We start from the raw sequence: 22,673 nt of genomic DNA, 5'->3' as shown, positions 1-22,673 counted from the left end.
GTTCCTCCCGCCAGGCGGGTTGTGATGGAGTGCGGATGCTGCCCCTCATCCGGCTGCCGCCACCTTCTCCCCGTTATGATGGGGAGAAGAGGGATATGCCGCACCGTATCGCAGGGCACGTCCCCTCTCCCCGCGGGCGGGGAGAGGGTTAGGGTGAGGGGTTGCCCCCCAATGCCAAAGATCAGGCTTGCTTCCCGGCAAACTTGTCCGTCGCCTGGATCAGTTGATCGAGAATCCCCGGTTCCGAATAGGCATGGCCCACGCCCTCGATCAGGTGGAACTCTGCCTTCGGCCAGGCCTTGTGCAGCAGCCAGGCATATTTGGCCGGGCAGGGCATATCGTAGCGTCCATGTACGATGACGCCCGGAATATCCCTGAGCCTGCCCGCATCGCGGATCAACTGTCCCTCGTCCATCCAGCCGGCATTGACAAAGAAATGGTTTTCGATGCGCGCAAATGCATAAGCGAATTCCGGCTCCTCGAACTTGCCGCTCGTCGAAGGTTCCGGCAGCAGCGTAATCGTTTCGCCTTCCCAGATGCTCCAGGCCTGCGCGGCCTTAAGGCGCACGTTCTTGTCCTCATGCGTCAAGCGGCGATGATAGGCATGCATCATCTCATGACGCTCTTCCCTAGGAATGGGAGCGATAAACCTCTCCCACTTGTCGGGGAACATTTCCGAGACGCCGAATTGGTAATACCAGTCGAGCTCCGCCTTGGTCAGCGTGTAGATGCCGCGCAGGATGAGCTCGGAGACGTGCTCCGGATGCGTCTCGGCATAGGCGAGCGCCAGCGTCGAACCCCAGGAACCGCCGAACACCTGCCAGCTGTCGACGCCCACCATCTCGCGCAGCCGCTCGATATCGGCGACGAGGTGCCAGGTCGTGTTGGCATGGAGCTCCGCATGCGGCGTCGACCTGCCGCAACCGCGCTGGTCGAACAGCATGACGTCGTAGAGAGCGGGATCGAAGAGCCGGCGATGGGCGGGTGAGATGCCGCCGCCCGGACCGCCATGCAGGAAGACGGCAGGCTTGGCGCCTGGTGTGCCCGAGCGCTCCCAATAGATCACATGGCCGTCGCCGACATCGAGATGGCCGGAAGCATAGGGCTCGATTTCGGGATAGAGCGTGCGCAACATCTCGGTCATATCTTCACGCCTTTCGCGGGCCAGACTTCTGTGTCGTGGTCGGGATGCTGGAAGGAGATGATAGCCTCCTGTCGTGCGTAGAAATCCTGATCCTTCAGCACCGGCGCCTCGAAAATCGTCTCGACCCAGGGCAGGCGGGCCTCGTAGTTGACCTGGATCAGCGGAGCGAGGTCGCTGCGATCGTCGAATGTGCCGATCGCAAGCTCCAGCCCGCCCGGATGGCGATAGGTCATCGGCGTGCCGCAATTGCTGCAGAAGCCGCGTTCGATATTGACCGAGGACTGGAAATAGCTCGGCTCGCCGCGCGTCCATTCCATCCCTTCCTCAGGCGCGGTAACGAGCGCGGAGAAGAAGCCGCCGAACTGCTTTTGGCACATGCGGCAATGGCAGATCGAAGGTCGCCCCAGTCTGCCTGAGATGCGGAAGCGCACAGCGCCGCACTGGCATCCGCCTGTCTTTATCGTGTCCGTCATGAGGTTTCTCCGAGGGGCCAGCTTTTCGTGTCGTGGTCCGGGTGCTGATGGTTGCTTGCCGCGATCGCATTCTCGCGGTCGGGCGTTTCAGGCTGTGGTTCCAGCGGCAGGCCGTCGAGCGCATGAAACCAGGACATCTTGCGGCCGGTGTTCGATTGCATAACCGGCTTGACCCCATCGGGATCGTCCAACGAGCCGAGCGTGAGGTTGATCGAGTCCGCTTCCGGAATGTCGTAGAACAGCGGCGTGCCGCAATCGCCGCAGAAACCGCGCCGCACCAGATCGGACGAGCGGAACCATTTCGGCTCACCCCGCGTCAGCTCAAAATCCTTACGCATGGCCCCTGCAAGCGGAAGAAAATAATTGCCGGCGGCTTTCTGGCACATGCGGCAGTGGCAGATGTGTGGGTAGCCGAGCTCGCCGCTGGCCCGATAACGAACCGCCCCGCACTGGCATCCGCCTGTCTGCTTCGCCACGCCGGTCAAGTGCGATCCTCCAGCGGCCAAACCGGCGTATCGTGGTCGGGATGCTGATAGGAAACGAGTTCCTTGAGGAAGGAGCCTGCAGTCAGATCCGCCTCGGTTCGCTCTCCGGGCAGTTGGTGCAGATGATCGACGAAGCCGATCTTGCCTTCCACGCCCCATTGAATGGTCGGAGGAAGGGATGACGGATCGTCGAATGCGCCTGCGGCAATCGCCATTCCATCCGGCGCCTCATAGGTCAGCGGCGTGCCGCAATCGCCGCAGAAGCCGCGCTCGACGAAATTGGAAGAGCGGAATCTTTTCCGCTCTCCGCGTGTCCATTCGAAATCGGCGCCACGCACCGAGACCAGCGGCGCATAATAAGCACCGAACGCCTTCTGGCACATGCGGCAATGACAGATCGACGAATCCTTGATGTCGCCGCTGACGCGGAAACGGATCGCTCCGCATTGGCAGCCGCCGGTATAGGTCGTCATCTCTTGACCTCCCACGTCGTCACGCGCTCGCCGGTCACCGGATCCTTGCCGTCCTTCAACTGGATGCCCTTCGCCGTCAACTCGTCACGGATCTTGTCGGCCTCGGTGAAGTTCTTCGCCTTCAGCATTTCGAGACGCATCGCGACCAGCGCATCGACTGCCGATGCGACGGCTTCGTCGATTTCCATCTTTTTCGGCAACAGGCCCAGAAGGTCGGCCGTTGCGGCAAAGACGGCACGGGCTGTGGGATCCGCATGGGCAGCCTGGGCCAGCGCATGCAATGCCTGCACCGCCGCGACCGTATTGAGGTCGTCGGAAAGCGCGTTCAGCACGGTTTCATCGGGCGCCGCATCGCCGGCTTCGGCTACCGGCCATTTGGCGAGCAGCCGTTCGGCTTCTTCCAGCCGCTTGATCGAAAAATCGATCGGCTCGCGGTAATGCGTCATCAGCATGGCAAGGCGTAGCACCTGGCCCGGCCAGCTGCGGCCGCCGAAGATGTCTGTGTGCAGCAACTCGTGGATGGTGACGAAATTGCCTTCGGATTTCGACATCTTGCGGCCTTCGACCTGCAGGAAGCCGTTATGCATCCAGACGTTCGCCATCACCTCGGTGCCGTGGGCGCAGCGCGACTGGGCGATCTCGTTTTCATGATGCGGGAAGATCAGATCCAGCCCGCCGCCGTGAATGTCGAAGACATCGCCGAGATAACGCTTGCTCATCGCCGAGCATTCGATGTGCCAACCGGGCCGGCCGCGGCCCCACGGGCTCTCCCAGCCGGGCTCGTTGTGGCTCGACAGCTTCCAGAGCACGAAATCACCCGGGTTCTTCTTGTGCGCCTCGACGGCGATGCGGGCGCCGGCCTGCTGCTCGTCGAGCGGGCGCTTCGAAAGCTGACCGTAATCCGCCATGGATTTGGTGTCGAACAGCACTTCGCCCGATGCGACATAGGCATGGCCGTTGCCGATCAGCTTCTCGATGATCTCGGTCATCTCGACGATATTGTCGGTGGCGCGCGGCTCGAAGCTCGGCTCCAGGCAGCCGAGTTCGGCGACATCGGCGTGATATTGCGTCTCGGTCTTTTCGGTGACCGCGCGGATCGCTTCATTGAGCGGCAAGCCCGGATGGTCCCGAAGCGCCCGCGCATTGATCTTGTCGTCGACGTCGGTGATGTTGCGGGCATAAGTGACGTGATCTTCGCCATAGACATGGCGCAGCAGCCGGAACAGCATATCGAAGACGATGGCTGGCCGGGCATTGCCGATATGAGCGAAGTCATAGACGGTCGGGCCGCAGACATACATGCGGACATTGTTGGGATCGATCGGCGAAAAGACCGATTTTTCCCGTGTCAGCGTGTTGTACAGCTTCAGTTCCGGCGTCGCGTCCATTTCACTCTCCCAAATGCACGATCAGAAAAATATCACGACCGGCGGACCGGGGCGTTTCGCATCTTGACTATTTGGGAGACGAAAACGGCCGGGCCAGCGCTCGCGCTAGCGAATAATCTTCCGGCAGATAATGCAGATAACCGTTTTCATGGCGGGTTTTATGGCCCGGTTCGCGCTTCCGGTCAAGGGGGCGAAGAGCGATCCAGCGGCAACGGGATCCATCTATCCGGTGAATCGATGGCAGCAACCAACGTCTTTGAAACCCGTTAGCGCGCTCTTGAAATTCGTCCGCCATTTTCGGAGCACAAATCTCGCATAGCCGGTTGAGAAGCTGTTGAAAATAGGGGGCAGGGATGCGGAGACTTGCGCGATCGACGATCGGAGCGACTGCGGTTCTGGTGGTCGCATTCGCTGCATATTTCGCATACGATTTCGGGATGCTTCGCTTCAACAATCCCTCTCTCAGCACCTATCCAATCCAAGGCATCGATGTCAGCCATCACCAGGGCGATATCGATTGGAAGGTTGTTGCCGCGCAGCCGAATGTCCGTTTCGCCTTCATGAAGGCGACCGAAGGCGGAGACCACCGGGATTCCAAGTTCGCCGATAACTGGCAGCGCGCCGGAGATGCTGGAGTGGTCAGGGGCGCTTATCATTTCTTCACCTTCTGCCGTCCGGGCAAGGATCAGGCGCAGAATGTCCTGGCGACCGTGCCGAAGGAGCAGGGAACTCTGCCGATCGCCGTCGATCTGGAGTTTGTCGGCAATTGCAACAGGATCCCGACGCTCGAGGAAATGGTTGCCGAGGTGAACGCCTTTTTCATCGAGCTGAACGGCACCTTTCCGGAAAAGCCTATTCTCTACGTCACGCAGGAGTTCTTCGATCAATATCTGAAAGGCAATGAATCACGCTTCCCCGACCACTATCTGTGGCTGCGCAGCGTGTTCATAGAGCCGAGGCAGGAAGAGTGCAGCCGTTGGTCGATCTGGCAATTTGCCGATAACGGCACCTTGGACGGTATCCAGGGACCGGTTGACCTCAATGCACTATGCCCGTCGGAAACGGGCCTGGCGCATCTGTTCCCCGCCGTTGCAGCGAATTGAAACGTCCGGCCTATCTGAAACGCCGGCCTATTCGGGCAGGCGATAATCGACGAGCTTGTTCTCCCGAACGATGAACAGCTTGCCCGTCTCCGTCACACCAGGCCCCAGCAACGGCAGGATTGCCTTTGCGACCTCGGAGGGATGCGGCAGCGTCTGCGGATCTTCGCCGGGCACCGCCTGCGCCCGCATCGCCGTGCGTGTCGCCCCCGGATCGACGCTGGTGACCCGCAGCGGGGTGCTTTGGCTCTCGCCGGCCCATGTGCGCGCCAGCGCTTCGACCGCAGCCTTGGAAGCGGAATAGGCGCCCCAGAAGGGGCGGCACTTGTGGGCGGCACCCGAAGACAGGATCACCGCGCGGCCGGCATCCGAGCGGGCCAGCAGCGGGTCGACCGAGCGGATCAGCCGCCATGTCGCGGTGACGTTGATAGTCATCACCTTCTCGAACACTTTCGCTTCGATATGGCCGATCGGCGAAATGACGCCGAGCACGCCGGCATTGGCGATGAGGATGTCGAGCTTGCCCCAGCGCTCGAAGATCGAGCCGCCGAGCGCATCGATCGCATTCATGTCGGAAAGGTCGAAGGGCACGAGGGTCGCCGTGCCGCCGACGGCCTTGATTGCATCGTCGAGATCCTCGAGCCCGCCGACCGTGCGCGCGCAGGCAATCACGTGGGCGCCGGCTTTGGCAAGTTCCAGCGCCGTGAAATAGCCGATGCCGCGCGACGCACCGGTGACGAGTGCGATCTTGCCCTCAAGATTGATATTCATGATGTCGTGTTCCCTCACGAAGGGAGAGGGGTGCGATGCACCCCTCGGGATGGACAATGAAAAAGCCGGCGCGCCGTGTCAGCCGTTGCTGGCAAGCATGGAGATTTTGTTGCCCATGGACTCGCCGTTCTTGTCGAGCAGGCGGGTCGGATAGTCGCCGGTAAAATAGTGGTCGGTGAACTGCGGCCGGGCGGGGTTGCGATCCTCGCCGCCAACGGCACGGTAAAGTCCGTTGATCGACAGGAAGGCGAGCGAGTCCGCGCCGATATATTTGGCCATGGCTTCGACATCGGCATACTGGTTTGCCAGCAACTTTTCGGCATCGGGCGTGTCGATGCCGTAGAAATCCGGGAAGAAAATCATCGGGCTTGCGACGCGGACATGGACTTCGCGCGCCCCGGCTTCGCGGATCATCTGCACGATCTTGAGAGACGTCGTACCGCGCACGATGGAATCATCGACCAGCACCACGCGCTTGCCTTCGATCATCGCCCGGTTGGCCGAATGCTTCAGCTTCACACCGAAGGCGCGGATCTGTTGCGTCGGCTCGATGAAGGTGCGCCCGACATAGTGGTTACGAATGATGCCGTATTCGAAGGGAATGCCGCTCTGCTGCGCATAGCCGAGCGCTGCCGGCGTGCCGCCGTCCGGCACCGGCACGATGACGTCGCCATCGACGGGCGATTCCTTTGCGAGGTTCATGCCCATGCTCTTGCGCGTCGTATAGACGTTGCGGCCACCGACCACCGAGTCCGGGCGAGCGAAATAGACATATTCGAACAGGCAGAGGCGTTCCGGCTGCGGCTTGCTGGGCTTGCGCGCATCGATGCTGATCGAGCCGTCGGGCTGGATTTCACAGATGATAACCTCGCCGTTCTCAACGTCGCGGATGAACTTGGCGCCGATGATGTCGAGCGCGCAGGTCTCCGAGCAGAAGATCGGCTTGCCGTCGAATTCTCCCATGACGAGTGGGCGGATGCCGGTCGGGTCGCGCGCGGCAATCAGTTTGGTGCGCGTCATGGCGAGCATCGAATAGCCGCCTTCCATCTGGCGAATGGCGTCGATGAAGCGGTCGGACGTGGAAGCGTGGCGGGAACGGGCGATGAGGTGAAGGACGACTTCGGTATCGGAGGTCGACTGACAGATGGCGCCAGTCGCGATGATCTGGCGGCGCAGCGTCAGGCCGTTGGTGAAATTGCCGTTATGGGCAATGGCGATGCCGCCTTCTTCCAGTTCGGCAAAGAGCGGCTGCACGTTGCGCATGGCCACTTCGCCGGTTGTCGAGTAGCGGGTATGACCGATCGTAATGCTGCCGGGCAGGCGGGCAAGCGTCATCGGATTGGTATAGTGGTCGCCGACAAGGCCCATGTGGCGTTCCTGGTAGAAGCGCTTGCCGTCGAAGGAGACGATGCCGGCCGCTTCCTGCCCGCGGTGCTGCAGAGCATGCAGGCCAAGAGCCGTGAGCGCGGCGGCATCAGGATGTCCCAGAATTCCGAAAACCCCGCATTCTTCATGCAGCGTATCTCCGTCGAGCGGATCGTCGGTCGGGAAGGAATGGGACTGGTTCATTTCTGCGGGCCTCTGCTCTCACAAGAATGGATCGGCATTTCCAGAAATAGCTGAGCCCGGCGGAGCTGGAATGCTCGGCCGGACCCTCATTTCACGTCCCGCTCAAATGGCGATTGCCGGAAGGCGGGTCAAGCTCTTGAACACTGTGTCAATTCGCCGGCTGCTGCGCGCCGTCTGCAGGCGCGGTCGGTGCGTCTTCCGCCGGAGCCTGGTCGCCCGTCGGCGGAGTGGTACCTTCGGCGCCCTGTGCCGGCGGCTGCAGCTTATCACGGATGCTTTCCGGTATCATCTGGGCAAATTGCTCCGGCAGAACCGATTTCAGTTTCACGACCATCGAATCCAGGAAGGGCTTCGACTTCGCTTCGTTGACCCAGGTCGGACGGTGGTCGGCATCGACGAGCCAGTTCCAGAAGGCGACGGCAACGACCAGGAGCAGCACGCCGCGCGCTGCCCCGAACAGGAAGCCGAGCGTGCGGTCGAGCGCGCCGACACGGCTGTCGATGATGAAATCGGCGATCTTCATCGTGATGAAGGAGATGACGATGAGCGCGATCAGGAAGACGACCGCTGCCGAACCGACGATCGCGATGCGGTCGTCATCGGTGTATTTTTTCGCGTAGGGCAGCAGGTACGGATAGAGATAGTAGGCGGCCGCGGCCGAACCGCCCCAGCTCGCGATCGAAAGAATCTCGCGCGAAAAGCCGCGGACCATCGCCAGCACGGCGGAGAAGAGCACGACGCCGATGACAATACCGTCGAAAATCGTAATGGGCATGTAAATTCAACTCCAGGACTGCCGCTTGGCGGCCGTGTCGTGCCTTATCGTGTGCTCCTATATCATCACCACTCTTGGCAATGAAAGGATCAAACGTCGTCTTCCACACGCAGCGCTCCCTTCGATCCGGCGATGCGCGCGACCAGATCCGGCAGGCTTGCGACTTCGCTCCAGCGCCCGCCGGAGCCCTTCGGCAATTCGGCGGAGGCAGACGGAAGCAGCGCTGCGGAAAAGCCCAGCTTCTCGGCTTCCTTGAGACGCTGGGCGGTGTGCGCAACCGGCCGGATGGCACCCGACAGGCTGACTTCGCCGAAATAGACGCAATCGGCAGGAAGGGCAATACCGGCAAGCGAGGAAACGAGCGCCGAGGCGACGGCAAGATCGGCCGCCGGTTCGGAGATGCGGTAACCGCCGGCGACGTTAAGATAGACGTCGTGCTGGCCGAGCCTGACCCCGCAATGGGCCTCAAGCACTGCGAGGATCATCGACAGCCGAGCCGAATCCCAGCCGACCACAGCGCGCCGCGGCGTGCCGAGTGAGGTTTGGGCCACCAGCGCCTGCACCTCGACGAGAATGGGACGCGTGCCCTCCATGCCGGCAAAGACGGCAGCGCCCGGCGATTTTTCGTTGCGTTCGCCGAGGAAGAGTTCCGAGGGGTTGGCGACTTCGCGCAAGCCTTTGTCTGACATTTCGAAGACGCCGATCTCGTCGGTGGGGCCGAAGCGGTTCTTGACCGTGCGCAGGATGCGGTAGTGATGGCCGCGGTCGCCTTCGAAATAGAGCACGGCATCGACCATGTGTTCGACGACGCGCGGCCCGGCAATCTGCCCGTCCTTGGTCACATGGCCGACGAGCACCATGGCGGCCCCTGTCTGCTTGGCGAAACGGATCATTGCCTGCACCCCAGTGCGCACCTGCGTCACCGTTCCCGGCGCCGATTCGGCAAGTTCGCTCCACAGCGTCTGGATGGAATCGATGATGACGAGGTCCGGCCGCTTGCCCTCGGCGAGCGTCGCCAGAATATCCTCGACATTGGTTTCGGCCGCCAGCATCACATCGGTATCGGCCGCCGCAAGGCGTTGTGCCCGCAGCCGCACCTGCGCCACGGCTTCTTCGCCGGAGACGTAGATGATCTTGTGGCCGCGCCGCGCAAGGGCGGCGGCGGCCTGCATCAGCAGGGTCGATTTGCCAATGCCGGGATCGCCTCCGATCAGCACCGCCGAACCGCGCACGAAACCGCCGCCGAGCGCCCGGTCGAGCTCCGACATGGCTGTATGGATGCGTGGCGCCTCCTCGATCTCGCCGGAGAGGGCCGTCAGCGCGACCGGTCGGCCCTTCTTCGGCGTCTTGCCGGGACCGGAGCCGATCCCGCCCATCGGGTCTTCCTCGACGATGGTGTTCCACTCGCCGCAGTTCTCGCATTTGCCGGCCCAGCGGTTATGAACCGTGCCGCAACTCTGGCAGATGAATTGTGTCCTGGCCTTCGCCATCCATTACTCTTTCAGTCCGGGTTCCCGAGCGAAGCGACGCGCCGCTTCGCCGAATCATTGTCGTGCTTGAGATAATGGCTATCGCGACGGATCAAAACTAATGATTTCCCCATCAGCGCACCCATGGCCTATGCTTTGCTTCTGCTTATTTGGAATGATGATGATGTTCGATTATTCGTTTGCGCACTGGCTTGCATTTCTGTCGGCGGCGGTTTTGCTCAATCTCTCGCCCGGCCCCGACATCGCCTTCATCCTCGGTCACACGATGAGAAGCGGAAAACGTGCCGGTTTTTCCGCGCTGTTCGGCGTCTGGTCCGGCGCCTGCCTGCACGTGCTGATGGCTGCACTCGGTCTCTCGGCCATACTTGCCGCTTCCGCCGTCGCCTTCTCCACGGTCAAATGGATCGGCGCCGCCTATCTCGTCTGGCTCGGCATTCAGGCTTTGCGCTCCGGCGGCGGCGATGGCCTGATAAAGGTCGCCAGTGAAAGTTTGCCGGTTGCAACAATCTATCGGCAGGGAATTCTGGTGTCGCTGCTCAATCCGAAAGTGGCGATATTCTTCCTGGCCTTCCTGCCGCAATTCGTCGTCGAAGGGGCAGGGCCGGGATGGGCGCAGCTCATGCTGCATGGCGGGCTGATCATCGTCGTCGCCGCCTTCATCGAACCGCCGCTCGTCCTTCTCGGCGGGCGCCTTGCGGATGCAGTCAGGCATAATCAAAAAGTCGGCCTCTGGCTCGATCGCGGCCTCGGTGCGCTTTTCGTGGCACTCGGTGTCCGTCTCGCCCTCAGCAGCCGCTGAATAAAAAGCCGCTATTCCTCGGCCACGTAGCGCCGCTCGTGGCGCAGCCCCATGCTGGTCAGGATCTCGTATCCGATCGTGCCGGATGTCCGCGCCACATCGTCGACCGGCAGGTTCTTTCCGAACAGCTCGACATAATCCCCGGCACGCACGGCGTTGTCAGGCAGGTCGGTGATATCGAAGATCGTCAGGTCCATGGTGATCCGGCCGGCAACCGGAACCTTGCGTCCGGCGATGAAACCCTGCCCGCCTTGCGGCACCACCTGGCGCAGTGGCACGCCGCCGCTCGACTGGCTGCGCATGTAGCCGTCGGCATAACCGGCCGAGGCGATCGCCAGCCGGCTTTCGCGGCGAAGCCGCAGTGCCCGCCCATAGCTGACGGTCTCGCCGGCTTCGACGCTGCGCACCTGAATGATACGCGCTTCCGCCGTCGCGACCGGCCGCATCGGGTTCGCCATGCCGCTGACCGCTTCGCCGCCATAGAGCGCGATGCCGGGGCGAGTCAGATCGAAGTGATAATCCTCACCGAGAAAGATGCCGGCCGAGGCGGCAAGGCTTGAATCGATGCCTTCATAGGCGGCGCTAACCCTGTGGAATGATTCGAGCTGCTGCCGGTTCATCGCATGGCTGGGATCATCGGCGCAGGCGAGGTGGCTCATGACAAGCACGGGCGCGAAGCTCGCCGGCCGTGAGACGTCGTCGGCGAGCGCGATCGCGTCGTCGATATGCAGTCCGAGCCGATTGAAGCCGGTATCGACATGCAGCGCGCAGGGATAGTCGCCGTAATCGGCAAGCACCGCCATCCAGAAGGCGAGCTGTTCGTCGGATGAAATCACCGGCACCAGATCATTGTCGAAGAAGCGCCGTTCGGTGCCCGGCCAGATGCCTGAGAGCACGAAGATGCGTGCCTCGGGCGCATAGAGGCGAAGCGTCACGCCCTCGTCGACGGTCGCGACAAAGAAGTCGCGCGCGCCGGCCATATAGAGCGCTTCGCCGGCATCCTCGATGCCCATACCGTAAGCATCCGCTTTGACGACTGCCGAGGCCCGCGCCGCACCGGAGCGGCGCGCCATGTCGCGCCAGTTCTCCGTCAGGGCGGTCAGGTCGACGGTCAGCCGCAGGCCGGCCGAGGCAAAATTGACGTCTTCGGGGGGGTCGAAAAATTCGCTCATGATTCACATCGAAAAGAGGCCGGAGAAGGATTCTCCGGCCAGTTTAAAGATCAACTATGTCAAGGGAAAGCCCGGCGCTGCATTGCAGCATCCACACGATCAGTGCTCTTCATATTGGGTGAAGGAGGGATCGGCGAGATCGGCAAAACGCGTGAATTCCGCCTGGAAGGCGAGCTTCACCGTGCCCGTCGGCCCGTGGCGCTGCTTGGCGATGATGACGTCGGCCGTGCCCTTCACCTTGTCGAACAGCGCTTCCCATTCCGGATATTTCGGATCGTGGATGTCGCGCGGCTCCGAATTCTTGACGTAATATTCCTCGCGGAACACGAAGAGCACGACGTCGGCGTCCTGCTCGATCGAGCCGGATTCGCGAAGGTCGGACAGCTGCGGCCGCTTGTCGTCTCGGCTTTCGACCTGACGCGAGAGCTGCGACAGCGCGATAATCGGAACGTTGAGCTCCTTGCCGAGCGCCTTCAGGCCGGTGGTGATCTGGGTGATTTCCTGCACGCGGTTGTCGCTGGATTTGCCCGAGCCGGTCATCAGCTGAATGTAATCGACCACCAGCACGTCGAGGCCGCGCTGGCGCTTCAGACGGCGCGCGCGGGCCGAAAGCTGGGCGATCGAAATGCCGCCGGTTTGGTCGATAAAGAGCGGCACCTTCTGCATCATCATCGAGCAGGCGACGAGCTTTTCGAAATCGGCATCGTTGATGTCGCCGCGGCGGATCTTCGAGGAGGAGACTTCGGTCTGCTCGGAGATGATACGGGTGGCGAGCTGTTCGGACGACATTTCGAGCGAGTAGAAACCGACGACGCCGCCGTTCTTCGCCTTCATGCTGCCGTCCGACTGGACTTCGCCTTCGTAGGCGGCGGCGATATTGTAGGCGATATTTGTAGCAAGCGAGGTCTTGCCCATGCCGGGGCGTCCGGCAAGCACGATCAAGTCCGACCGCTGCAAACCGCCCATCTTGGAATCCAGCGAATGGATGCCGGTGGAAATGCCGGAAAGCCCGCCGTCGCGTTCCTTGGCGACGGCCGCCATGTCGATCGCCAGCGCGACCGCATCGTTGAAGGCCTGGAAGCCGCCGTCGTAGCGGCCGTTTTCCGCCAGTTCGAAGAGGCGGCGTTCGGTATCCTCGATCTGCGACTGCGGCGGCATGTCGAGCGGCGCGTCATAGGCGATGTTGACGACGTCCTCGCCGATGGTGATCAGCGCTCGGCGCAGCGCCAGGTCGTAGATCGCCCGGCCGTAATCCTCGGCATTGATGACGGTAACGGCATTGCTGACGAGGCTCGCCAGATATTGCGAAACCGTCATGTCGCCGACCTTCTCGTCGGCCTTCAGGAAGGTCTTGATCGTCACCGGATTGGCGATCTTGCCCATGCGGATGATATCGCCGGCAACCTCGAAGATCTTCCGGTGCAGCGGTTCATAAAGATGGATCGGCTTCAGGAAGTCCGACACCCGGTAATAGGCGTCGTTGTTCATCAGGATCGCACCCAGAAGCGCCTGCTCGGCTTCGATGTTGTTGGGTGCTTCGCGATAATGCTGCTCCGACGGAGCAACGGCTGCAATCTTTCGAGCGGCGTCGTTCATCATCATCCGTTCTGTCTTTTTCCAGCTCCGGATTTGCAATTCCGGACGCGAAAATCAAGAGGCTACGAAAGGAGCGGGGGCTCGCTTCGCCTAAATCCTGAACACTGTGCACGTTGTTCGACTTCTCCACAGTCTTGGGCGACGCAAAGGAGAAATACTGGCAGTGTCACCCGCACGACACGGTATGGCGCCGACTCAGCCCATCCGCTTCGGAGAATGTCATTTTAGCGCGATGCGATAAGGCACGCAGCAAAAACATCCGGAAGATCCCCTTAAAAGAAGCGAGCCGATCAGCGGCTCATATCGAAGGGGTGGAAACGAAAAAGCCCGGCGCGGTGGCCGGGCTTCCCTCTCGCGGATCGCTCCGACGAAATTATGCTTCGTCTTCGTCGACGCCATCGGCTTCCGGATCGAAGAAGTCTTCCGGACGCAGCGCGTCTTCGTCGACGCCGTAGATCGCGTCGACCGAGGTGAGTTCTTCGCCCTTGGACTGGCGCTCTGCCTCTTCGGCAGAACGGGCAACGTTCAGCTCGACGTGAATTTCGACTTCGGCATGCAGCTGCAGCTCGACCTTGTGCAGGCCGATCGACTTGATCGGCGTGTTGAGGTGAACCTGGTTGCGGCCGATGTTGAAGCCTTCGGCGCCGAGAATATCGACGACGTCACGGGCAGCAACCGAACCGTAGAGCTGGCCGGTTTCGCCGGCGGAACGCACGACGATGAAGGACTTGCCGTCGAGAACGTCGGCGACCGTCTTGGCTTCCGACTTGCGCTCGAGGTTGCGGGCTTCGAGCGTCGCGCGCTCGGCTTCGAAGCGGGTCTTGTTGGCGGCGTTGGCGCGAAGCGCCTTGCCGAGCGGCAGCAGGTAGTTGCGGGCAAAGCCGTCGCGAACCTTTACGGTTTCGCCCATCTGGCCGAGCTTGGAAATGCGTTCGAGAAGGATGACTTGCATTTTCTTTTTCCTTTCTTGTGTCTCAGATTTTCGTATCGGATTGTTTGGGGGCATCAGCATCTTTCGTCGGGGTCAGTGCGATCGCCTTGCGCGTATCGCTGAGACCGAGGACGAGGATGAGGAGAGCTGGCAGCAGCATGAGCATCGAGGCCAGATAGCAGAGGATGAGGGCCGGTATGCGCCAGTCCTTGCCGCGCGTGCGGAAATGCAGCGAGGCGAAACCGGAAAGCATGAAACCAGCGCCGAAGCTGCCGATCACCGTCGCACCGACCAGTGCCGGAACGCCGCCGAAAAAGCAGGCGGCAAGCCCGGCCAGGAAGATGAAGATCGAGTTGCGGTTCATCCGCAGCGACGAGGGAATGTCCTCGCGCGGGCGAAGGCCGCGGCCGGATGCTGCAACGATGCGCACGGCGAAATAATAGGCGGCAAATAGCATGCTGACCCACATGCCGCCCTGCAAAGCCGGCAGCATCAGCAGGATCAGCGACTTGGTCTGCGCGGTCGCTGCCGGATCGGGCATGAATTCCGGCTGCTGCTGCTTGAGCGAGGTGATCAGCAGATCGACGATCGGATCGGTAACTTCGGGGCCGTAGCCGATGATCACACCGATGACGATGACGGCGAGCGTCACCAGACCGCAGAGATGCAGCAGGATATCGGAGAGCGGATACCAGGCAAGCAGATGGTCGGGTCCGCCGAGTTCGGCGGCCGGACGCGCCAGATTGGCGAGATGGCTGAGCCAACCGGCCGGCAGCAGCGTTACCATCGTCATGATCAGCGCGAAGGAAGGCGAGATCAAGATCGCGCCGAGTGCTGCGGCGCTGACGACGGCCGAGATCGCGGCGGTATTGCCCCAGCCGAGCCCGACGATGAGGATCGGCAGAGCCGAGGCCGTGTAGAGAAGCGCGCTGAAAAACGACGGCTGCATGCTCGCGCCCAGCACCAGCAGGGCGGCGGTCAATCCGGCGAGTGCGCCGATCAGCAGCGTTTTAATGTTCGGTCGTTTCAAGGTCGCTGTCCTGCTTCATCAAGCAGTTAGAGGATGTTGCTGAATCAGATTCAGAAACGTCTCAACATGGGTTTTAAGAGTTCCGATCCGCGCCCATCGCGAAAGGGAGAAGGGAAGGCACGAATGCCTTCCCTCAAGGGTGTGCGCGTCGGCCGATGATCAGGCGACGACGTAGGGCAGCAGGCCGAGGAAACGGGCGCGCTTGATCGCCTGGGCGAGTTCGCGCTGCTTCTTCTGGGAAACGGCCGTGATGCGGGACGGAACGATCTTGCCGCGCTCGGAAATGTAGCGCTGCAGCAGGCGTACGTCCTTGTAGTCGATCCGCGGCGCGTTGGCGCCGGAGAACGGGCAGGTCTTGCGGCGGCGATGGAACGGGCGGCGGACCGGAGCGGAGGAAGTTTCAGACATATCTCAGATCTCCCTTATACACGGTCTTCGCGCGGACGGCGCGGACGGTCGTCGCGGTCGCCGAAGCCACCTTCACGCGGCGGACGTGGGCCGCGATCGCGATCGCCGAAGCCGCCTTCACGCGGGCCACGGCCGCCTTCGCGCGGACGGTCGTCACGGTCGCGCTTCTGCATCATGGCAGACGGACCTTCTTCATGCTTCTCGACGGCAATCGTCATGTAACGAAGAACGTCTTCGCTGATGCGCATCTGACGTTCCATTTCCTGGACGGCAGCAGCCGGCGCATCGATGTCCATCAGGGCGTAGTGCGCCTTGCGGTTCTTCTTGATGCGGTAGGTGAGGGACTTGAGGCCCCAGTTCTCGATACGCCCGACTTTACCGCCATTCGCTTCGATCACACCCTTGTACTGTTCTACGAGGGCATCGACCTGCTGAGCGGAAATATCCTGCCGGGCAAGGAGTACATGTTCATAAAGAGCCATGATAGCTTTGCCTTTCTTGCGTTTGGTTCAACCCGATATTCGGCGGCTAAGCCTCAACGACTGCTCCTGATTGGGCGGACCCAGGCAAGAAAGCGTTTCCGAGACGGTCGAGAGCGGAGACACGGGAGGCTGGAACGCTTCCGTTCCGAACGATTTCCAAGAGGAAACCGGCCCTCCGTTCAGCCACCAGCCAGAAGACCGGGTTAACGAACACGGCGGCTTATACGGATTTTTCGGGGAAAGGCAAGCGCAATCGGATACCCGAACCCGACGCCGGCCAATGGTCTTCATCGGGCAGGCGCCAAACAAATATGATCAAAGCGTCAGCGGATACTGCCGGTGCACCTTGGCGATTTCCGCCAGGACCTCGTTCGAAAGCGTAATGTCGGCCGCGCCGATATCGATTTTCAACTGCTCCATCGACGTCGCGCCGATGATGACCGAGGCCATGAAGGGACGTGACAGGCAAAAGGCGAGCGCCATCGCTGCCGGGTCGAGGCCATATGTTGCGGCGATCTCCAGATAGGCTCTGGTCGCCGGCTCTTGCAGCGGCTGCAGCCGCCCGCCGATATCGGGGTTGATCGAACCGCGGGAACCTTTCGGCCTGCCGCCGTCGATATATTTGCCGGACAGGATACCGCCGGCGAGCGGCGAATAGGCGAGCAGTCCGACATCCTCATGATGCGAGAGTTCGGCGAGATCGAGATCGAAATGGCGGTAGAGCAGGTTGTATTCGTTCTGGACGCTGGCGACCCGCGGCAGGCCCTTCTGTTCGGAGAGCGTCAGGTATTTGTGTATGCCCCAGGTGGTTTCGTTGGAAAGGCCGATCGCGCGGATCTTGCCCTCCTTCACCAGAGCGCCGAGCGTTTCCAGGATGTCGAGCATATTGGCGACCGCCTTGTCGCGATCCTGGGTGAACGGATTGTAGCTCCAGTTCTGGCGGAAATGGAAATGCCCGCGGTTCGGCCAGTGGATCTGGTAGAGGTCGACGTAATCCGTCTTCAGCCGCATCAGGCTGGCCTCGAGCGCCAGGCGGATATTCTTTGCATCGGCACCTTCGCCGCCGCGCAGATAATCGCGGCCGCGGCCCGCGACCTTGGTGGCGAGCACGATATCGCCGCGCTTGCCGGTCTTCTCGAACCAGCTGCCGATATAGTCTTCGGTCCAGCCCTGTGTCGCCGCTGAAACCGGGGTGGTTGGATAAAGCTCGGCCGTATCGAAGAAATTGACGCCCTTTTCGACGGCGTAATCCATCTGCGCATGCGCATCGGCTTCGCTGTTCTGCGAGCCCCAGGTCATGGTGCCAAGGCAAATCTCTGAAACGGAAATATCGGTGCGGCCTAGTGAATTGTACTTCATGGAAAAACCTTGGGAGAGAGGTGAAAGCCTTGGGAGGTCCGGGCAAATCTAGGCTGGATTTGGCGGAGCGCAAGAGCAAAAGCCGGGCTTTTGCGCGCGCGCGAAAGGCTTTGCGGAGAATGAGCCGCTACTTGACTCTGCCGGAAAGAATGTCAATTGGAGGCAAAACAGCCTCAAGGGGCGCAATCAGGGACATGAAAATGACCATTGCTTTCACTTTTCCCGGTCAGGGCAGCCAGGCCGTCGGCATGGGCAAGGATCTCGCCGAGAATTTCGCGGAAGCCCGCGCCGTTTTCGAAGAGGTCGATGAGGCACTCGGTGAAAAGCTTTCGGACGTCATGTTCAACGGTCCCGAGGATACGCTGACCTTGACGGCGAACGCCCAGCCGGCGCTGATGGCCGTCTCGATCGCCGTTGTCCGCGTTCTCGAAGCCAAGGGGCTGGATCTGAAGTCCAAGGTCGCCTACGTCGCCGGCCACTCGCTCGGCGAATATTCGGCACTTTGCGCCGCCGGCAGCTTTTCGCTCGCCGACACCGCTCGGCTGTTGCGTATCCGCGGCAATGCCATGCAGGCCGCCGTTCCCGTCGGCGTCGGCGCCATGGCCGCGATCATCGGCCTCGAACATGCCGACGTCATCGCCGTCTGCGAAGAGGCGTCCGCCATCGGCGCCTGCCAGATCGCCAACGACAATGGCGGCGGCCAGATCGTCATCTCGGGCGAGAAGGCAGCCGTCGAAAAGGCGGCCGCCCTTGCGACCGACAAGGGCGCCAAGCGCGCCATCCTGCTGCCGGTCTCTGCTCCGTTCCATTCGACGCTGATGGCGCCTGCCGCCGACGCCATGCGCGAAGCGCTGGCAAAAGTCGCCAAGTCCGACCCCGTCGTGCCCGTCATCGCCAATGTCCGTGCCGCCCCGGTGACCGGCGCCGACGAGATCGCCGGCCTGCTGGTCGAGCAGGTGACCGGTCAGGTCCGCTGGCGCGAGACGGTGGAATGGTTTGCCGGAAATGGCGTGACGACGCTTTATGAACTCGGTTCCGGCAAAGTGCTGACCGGCCTTGCCCGCCGCATCGACAAGACGATCAACGGCATCTCCGTCAACGGTCCGGCGGATATCGACGCGGCAGTAGCCGCCCTCATGGCCTGATTGGTATTTCCGGACACCGGATTTGGTGTCCCTGTTATAAGGAACGTTTCCATGCTCGATCTTTCCGGCCGCAAGGCTCTCGTCACAGGCGCATCGGGTGGTATCGGCGAGGAAATCGCCCGCCTTCTTCATAAGCAGGGCGCCATCGTCGGCCTGCATGGCACCCGCGTCGAGAAGCTGGAAGCGCTGGCCGCCGATCTCGGCGAGCGCGTCAAGATCTTCCCGGCGAACCTCTCCAACCGCGATGAAGTCAAGGCGCTCGGCCAGAAAGCGGAGGCCGACCTCGAAGGCGTCGACATCCTCGTCAACAATGCCGGCATCACCCGCGACGGGCTGTTCGTGCGCATGAGCGACGAGGACTGGGACAGCGTCATCGACGTGAACCTGACGGCGACCTTCCGCCTGACGCGCGAATTGACGCATCCGATGATGCGCCGCCGCTATGGCCGCATCATCAACATCACCTCCATCGTCGGCGTCACCGGCAATCCGGGCCAGGCCAATTACTGCGCCTCCAAGGCCGGCATGATCGGCTTCACCAAGTCCCTGGCGCAGGAAATTGCCACCCGCAACGTGACGGTCAACTGCGTCGCACCCGGCTTCATCGAAAGCGCCATGACCGGCAAGCTGAACGACAAGCAGAAGGAAGCGATCATGGGAGCGATCCCGATGAAGCGCATGGGAACGGGTGGCGAGGTCGCTTCGGCGGTCGCTTACCTTGCGTCCTCCGAGGCTGCCTATATGACGGGCCAGACGCTGCACGTAAACGGCGGCATGGCGATGATCTGAAACGACAAACTGTTGGCATGGGAATAATTCCGCCAATAGCATGTTGAGCAATCACGAACCGTTGATTTTCTGGCTTTGCGGCAGACATAAAGCATGTTAAGCGGGCCATGACTGTGAACAGTCGTCCCGAGAAAGCAGACGGACCGGCGGGCTTTTTGCAAGCCTGGGACATCTCTGAAGCCGGGTAAACGAGTTTGCCGAGGATGTCTGAAAACATCGCAGGCTGAAACAGGGTAGGGTGCCGTGATGGCATTCCGATCAGGACATAAGGTCGAGGAAACCGACATGAGCGATATCGCAGAACGCGTAAAGAAAATTGTTATTGATCATCTTGGCGTCGACGCCGACAAGGTCGTCGAGAGCGCCAGCTTTATCGACGATCTGGGCGCTGACTCGCTCGACACGGTCGAACTTGTCATGGCTTTCGAAGAAGAATTCGGCGTTGAAATTCCTGACGACGCTGCCGACTCGATCCTGACGGTCGGCGATGCAGTGAAGTTTATTGAGAAGGCCCAGGCCTGATCCTGTGAATTTGAGAAAGGGCGGGCCTGGAGTCCGCCCTTTTCTTTTCGGCATATTTCTCCATAGAACATAAGAGACGGGGGAAAGCACGCGATGAGACGTGTCGTCATCACCGGTACCGGCATGGTATCACCCTTGGGATGCGGAACCGAGGTGACGTGGTCCCGGCTGCTTGCCGGTCAGAACGGCGCCCGCCTCGTCACCGAATTCGAGGTCGATGATCTTCCCGCCAAGATCGCCTGCCGTATTCCTATCGGTGACGGCACCGACGGCACCTTCAATGTCGATCAGTGGATGGAGCCGAAGGAGCAGCGCAAGGTCGATCCCTTCATCATCTACGGCATGGCCGCCGCCGACATGGCGCTTGCCGATGCCGGCTGGCATCCTGAAACCGATGAGGACCAGATCGCCACCGGCGTGCTGATCGGATCCGGCATCGGCGGCATCGAAGGCATTGTCGAGGCGGGTTACACCCTGCGCGACAAGGGCCCGCGCCGCATCTCCCCCTTCTTCATTCCCGGCCGCCTGATCAACCTCGTCTCCGGCCAGGTCTCGATCCGCCACAAGCTGCGCGGCCCCAATCATTCGGTCGTCACCGCCTGCTCGACGGGCGCGCATGCGATCGGCGATGCCGCGCGCTTGATCGCGCTGGGCGACGCCGACGTCATGGTCGCCGGCGGCACGGAATCCCCCGTCAGCCGCATTTCGCTTGCAGGCTTTGCCGCCTGCAAGGCGCTGTCGACCCAGCACAACGACGATCCGCAAAAGGCGTCGCGTCCCTATGATCGCGATCGCGACGGCTTCGTCATGGGCGAAGGCGCCGGCATCGTCGTGCTTGAGGAACTGGAACACGCCAAGGCGCGCGGCGCCAAAATCCACGCCGAAATCGTCGGCTACGGCCTGTCGGGCGATGCCTATCACATCACCGCGCCGTCCGAAGACGGCGAGGGCGCCGGCCGCTGCATGGCGATGGCGCTGAAACGCGCCGGGCTGACGCCGGCCGATATCGACTACATCAATGCCCACGGTACCTCGACCATGGCCGACACGATCGAACTCGGCGCCGTCGAGCGGCTGGTCGGCAATGCGGCGTCGAAGATCTCCATGTCCTCGACCAAGTCGGCGACAGGACACCTTCTCGGTGCTGCCGGTGCCATCGAGGCGATCTTCGCCACGCTCGCCATTCGCGACAATATCGCGCCGCCGACGCTCAATCTCGACAATCCCGAACGGGAGACGGCGATCGATCTTGTTCCGCACAAGGCGCGTGAGCGAGACATCAATGTGGCGCTGTCCAACTCGTTCGGATTCGGCGGCACGAACGCGTCGCTCGTACTGCGCCGTTACGCGCAATAAGAGTCCTGCAAGCGGTGTGAAGGGTCTTCCTTGCACCGCAAACCGGCCGTCCTCTACGTTGCGTAAGGGGGCGTGCGAAAGCATAACGACCGTCAGCGGCGTCGTTGAACGGCGGCAGAACCTGCTTTTGCCGCATTGCTTCGCGAAATAGCGAAGTGAGGGTCAAGTTTTAGAGGATTGCCGGTGAGCGATACGACGAACCAGAGCAACGATACCCAGTCGCAGAAGGGACCGATTATCCCGAAGTCGCCGAGCGAAGCCCTGCGTCCGGAGCGCGTTCCGGAGCCGCCGAAGCGGTCCAAGAAAGCCCGCGGCCAGGTCGTTCTTTTCCTGAACTTCATCATGACGATGGCGGTGCTGGTCTGCGTCGTCGCCGTCATCGGCTTCTATTACGCCACATCGACCTATCGGAACCCGGGCCCGCTGCAGACCAACACCAATTTCATCGTCCGCAGCGGCGCTGGTCTGACCGAAATCGCCTCGAACCTCGAGCGCAACGCGATCATCAGCGATGCCCGAATCTTCCGCTATCTCACGGCAACGCATCTTTCTGCCGGTGAGAGCCTGAAGGCGGGTGAATACGAGATCAAGGCGAGGGCCTCCATGAGGGATATCATGGAGCTGCTGAAATCGGGCAAGTCCATTCTCTATTCCGTTTCCTTCCCTGAGGGCCTGACGGTCCGCCAGATGTTCGACCGCATGCTGCAGGACACCGTGCTGGAAGGCGACTTGCCGGCGGCACTGCCGACCGAGGGCAGCCTGCGTCCGGATACCTACAAATTCTCGCGCGGCACCAAGCGCTCGGAAATCATCGAACAGATGGCGGCTGCGCAGCAGAAGCTCGTCGATCAGATCTGGGACAAACGCGACCAGTCGCTGCCGCTGCGATCCAAGGAGGAGTTCGTGACACTCGCCTCGATCGTCGAAAAGGAAACCGGCGTTCCCGACGAGCGAGCCCATGTCGCCTCCGTTTTTCTGAACCGGCTCGGCAAGGGTATGCGCCTGCAGTCCGACCCGACGATCATCTACGGCCTCTTCGGCGGCGAGGGTAAACCGGCCGACCGGCCGATCTACCAGTCGGACCTGAAGCGGGACACACCTTACAACACCTATGTCATCAAGGGTCTGCCGCCGACGCCGATCGCCAATCCCGGCAAGGATGCGCTGGAAGCCGTCGCCAATCCCTGGAAGACGCAGGATCTCTATTTCGTCGCCGACGGCACCGGTGGCCATATTTTCTCTGCGACGCTCGAGGAGCACAATGCCAACGTCAAGCGCTGGCGCAAGCTCGAAGCCGACAAGGGTTCGGACCCGAATATCGCAGTCGACGGCCAGCCGGAAGAGCAGCCGGCGGATAATGGCGCGACCGTCGCGCCGCCGAAGAAAAAGAAGATCAACTGAAACTTTCGGGAGGCT

23 protein-coding genes are annotated in these 22,673 nt (G+C 61.5%); 7 read left to right on the top strand and 16 right to left on the bottom strand.

Annotated features, from left to right (window positions below):
- Nucleotides 1–181 precede the first annotated feature (181 nt).
- The 5 genes from pip to cysS are packed head-to-tail and all read right to left on the bottom strand — an operon-like array spanning nucleotide 182 to nucleotide 3,963.
- The gene (pip, locus tag RWJ89_RS17335) at nucleotides 182–1,144 is read right to left on the bottom strand and encodes a prolyl aminopeptidase (RefSeq protein ID WP_316029474.1); all 963 of its coding nucleotides are present in this window, start codon (nucleotides 1,142–1,144) and stop codon (nucleotides 182–184) included.
- Entirely contained in the window at nucleotides 1,141–1,617 is a 477-nt protein-coding gene (locus RWJ89_RS17330; protein WP_020049338.1) for a GFA family protein, read from the bottom strand. Before RWJ89_RS17330 ends, pip begins: the two co-directional genes overlap by 4 nt.
- Nucleotides 1,614–2,102: a GFA family protein gene (locus tag RWJ89_RS17325; RefSeq protein ID WP_221961769.1), complete on the bottom strand. Its 489-nt coding sequence runs from the start codon at nucleotides 2,100–2,102 to the stop codon at nucleotides 1,614–1,616. Before RWJ89_RS17325 ends, RWJ89_RS17330 begins: the two co-directional genes overlap by 4 nt.
- On the bottom strand, nucleotides 2,099–2,575 hold the full coding sequence (locus RWJ89_RS17320; protein WP_168255045.1) for a GFA family protein: 477 nt from the start codon (nucleotides 2,573–2,575) through the stop codon (nucleotides 2,099–2,101). The genes RWJ89_RS17325 and RWJ89_RS17320 overlap by 4 nt, the downstream gene beginning before the upstream one ends.
- Entirely contained in the window at nucleotides 2,572–3,963 is a 1,392-nt protein-coding gene (cysS, locus tag RWJ89_RS17315; RefSeq protein WP_168286350.1) for a cysteine--tRNA ligase, read from the bottom strand. Before cysS ends, RWJ89_RS17320 begins: the two co-directional genes overlap by 4 nt.
- A gap of 353 nt (nucleotides 3,964–4,316) precedes the next feature.
- Between cysS and RWJ89_RS17310 the strand changes: the two genes are divergently transcribed.
- Nucleotides 4,317–5,066, top strand: coding sequence for a glycoside hydrolase family 25 protein (locus RWJ89_RS17310; RefSeq protein ID WP_221986407.1), 750 nt, complete (start codon nucleotides 4,317–4,319; stop codon nucleotides 5,064–5,066).
- Between the two features lie 27 nt (nucleotides 5,067–5,093).
- Here the strand turns inward: RWJ89_RS17310 and RWJ89_RS17305 are convergent, their stop codons facing one another.
- From RWJ89_RS17305 to radA, 4 genes are all read right to left on the bottom strand, one after another.
- The gene (locus tag RWJ89_RS17305; protein ID WP_316031184.1) at nucleotides 5,094–5,834 is read right to left on the bottom strand and encodes an SDR family NAD(P)-dependent oxidoreductase; all 741 of its coding nucleotides are present in this window, start codon (nucleotides 5,832–5,834) and stop codon (nucleotides 5,094–5,096) included.
- Nucleotides 5,835–5,912: 78 nt separating this feature from the next.
- Nucleotides 5,913–7,403 (bottom strand): amidophosphoribosyltransferase, encoded by a 1,491-nt coding sequence (purF, locus tag RWJ89_RS17300; protein WP_017993519.1) that lies wholly within the window; start codon nucleotides 7,401–7,403, stop codon nucleotides 5,913–5,915.
- Nucleotides 7,404–7,551: 148 nt separating this feature from the next.
- Nucleotides 7,552–8,178 carry a CvpA family protein gene (locus tag RWJ89_RS17295; protein WP_017959796.1) on the bottom strand — a complete coding sequence of 209 codons (627 nt, stop codon included), beginning with the start codon at nucleotides 8,176–8,178 and terminating at the stop codon, nucleotides 7,552–7,554.
- An 89-nt stretch (nucleotides 8,179–8,267) separates the two neighbouring features.
- Nucleotides 8,268–9,668, bottom strand: a complete 1,401-nt coding sequence (gene radA / locus RWJ89_RS17290; RefSeq protein ID WP_316031183.1) for a DNA repair protein RadA — start codon at nucleotides 9,666–9,668, stop codon at nucleotides 8,268–8,270.
- Between the two features lie 163 nt (nucleotides 9,669–9,831).
- Between radA and RWJ89_RS17285 the strand changes: the two genes are divergently transcribed.
- Nucleotides 9,832–10,467: a LysE family translocator gene (locus tag RWJ89_RS17285; protein ID WP_316031182.1), complete on the top strand. Its 636-nt coding sequence runs from the start codon at nucleotides 9,832–9,834 to the stop codon at nucleotides 10,465–10,467.
- 11 nt (nucleotides 10,468–10,478) lie between these two features.
- Here the strand turns inward: RWJ89_RS17285 and alr are convergent, their stop codons facing one another.
- The 7 genes from alr to RWJ89_RS17250 form a co-directional block, all read right to left on the bottom strand.
- Nucleotides 10,479–11,639 (bottom strand): alanine racemase, encoded by a 1,161-nt coding sequence (alr, locus tag RWJ89_RS17280; protein ID WP_316031181.1) that lies wholly within the window; start codon nucleotides 11,637–11,639, stop codon nucleotides 10,479–10,481.
- 99 nt (nucleotides 11,640–11,738) lie between these two features.
- Nucleotides 11,739–13,235 (bottom strand): replicative DNA helicase, encoded by a 1,497-nt coding sequence (locus RWJ89_RS17275; RefSeq protein ID WP_012756827.1) that lies wholly within the window; start codon nucleotides 13,233–13,235, stop codon nucleotides 11,739–11,741.
- 373 nt (nucleotides 13,236–13,608) lie between these two features.
- Nucleotides 13,609–14,187, bottom strand: a complete 579-nt coding sequence (gene rplI, locus RWJ89_RS17270; protein ID WP_316031180.1) for a 50S ribosomal protein L9 — start codon at nucleotides 14,185–14,187, stop codon at nucleotides 13,609–13,611.
- A gap of 22 nt (nucleotides 14,188–14,209) precedes the next feature.
- On the bottom strand, nucleotides 14,210–15,196 hold the full coding sequence (locus RWJ89_RS17265; RefSeq protein ID WP_168286343.1) for a DUF2232 domain-containing protein: 987 nt from the start codon (nucleotides 15,194–15,196) through the stop codon (nucleotides 14,210–14,212).
- Nucleotides 15,197–15,355: 159 nt separating this feature from the next.
- The gene (gene rpsR, locus RWJ89_RS17260) at nucleotides 15,356–15,604 is read right to left on the bottom strand and encodes a 30S ribosomal protein S18 (RefSeq protein WP_003547038.1); all 249 of its coding nucleotides are present in this window, start codon (nucleotides 15,602–15,604) and stop codon (nucleotides 15,356–15,358) included.
- 14 nt (nucleotides 15,605–15,618) lie between these two features.
- Nucleotides 15,619–16,086 carry a 30S ribosomal protein S6 gene (rpsF, locus tag RWJ89_RS17255; protein WP_168282779.1) on the bottom strand — a complete coding sequence of 156 codons (468 nt, stop codon included), beginning with the start codon at nucleotides 16,084–16,086 and terminating at the stop codon, nucleotides 15,619–15,621.
- Nucleotides 16,087–16,401: 315 nt separating this feature from the next.
- The gene (locus RWJ89_RS17250; protein WP_077976143.1) at nucleotides 16,402–17,445 is read right to left on the bottom strand and encodes an aldo/keto reductase; all 1,044 of its coding nucleotides are present in this window, start codon (nucleotides 17,443–17,445) and stop codon (nucleotides 16,402–16,404) included.
- 200 nt (nucleotides 17,446–17,645) lie between these two features.
- On the opposite strand from RWJ89_RS17250, the gene fabD reads away from it, so the two are divergent.
- From fabD to mltG, 5 genes are all read left to right on the top strand, one after another.
- Nucleotides 17,646–18,590: an ACP S-malonyltransferase gene (gene fabD, locus RWJ89_RS17245; protein WP_222060354.1), complete on the top strand. Its 945-nt coding sequence runs from the start codon at nucleotides 17,646–17,648 to the stop codon at nucleotides 18,588–18,590.
- 51 nt (nucleotides 18,591–18,641) lie between these two features.
- Nucleotides 18,642–19,379 (top strand): 3-oxoacyl-[acyl-carrier-protein] reductase, encoded by a 738-nt coding sequence (fabG, locus tag RWJ89_RS17240; protein WP_316031179.1) that lies wholly within the window; start codon nucleotides 18,642–18,644, stop codon nucleotides 19,377–19,379.
- A 285-nt stretch (nucleotides 19,380–19,664) separates the two neighbouring features.
- Nucleotides 19,665–19,901, top strand: a complete 237-nt coding sequence (locus tag RWJ89_RS17235) for an acyl carrier protein (protein WP_003547058.1) — start codon at nucleotides 19,665–19,667, stop codon at nucleotides 19,899–19,901.
- A gap of 93 nt (nucleotides 19,902–19,994) precedes the next feature.
- Nucleotides 19,995–21,257, top strand: a complete 1,263-nt coding sequence (fabF, locus tag RWJ89_RS17230; RefSeq protein WP_020049355.1) for a beta-ketoacyl-ACP synthase II — start codon at nucleotides 19,995–19,997, stop codon at nucleotides 21,255–21,257.
- 183 nt (nucleotides 21,258–21,440) lie between these two features.
- Complete coding sequence (gene mltG, locus RWJ89_RS17225; RefSeq protein WP_316031178.1) at nucleotides 21,441–22,658, top strand: endolytic transglycosylase MltG; 1,218 nt, start codon at nucleotides 21,441–21,443, stop codon at nucleotides 22,656–22,658.
- Nucleotides 22,659–22,673 lie beyond the last annotated feature (15 nt).

This window comes from Rhizobium sp. 10PS4 (assembly GCF_032464805.1).
Taxonomy (GTDB): Bacteria; Pseudomonadota; Alphaproteobacteria; order Rhizobiales; family Rhizobiaceae; genus Rhizobium; species Rhizobium laguerreae.
The sequence above is the reverse complement of the archived record's forward strand: the minus strand, read 5'-3'. Positions and strand labels throughout refer to the sequence as shown.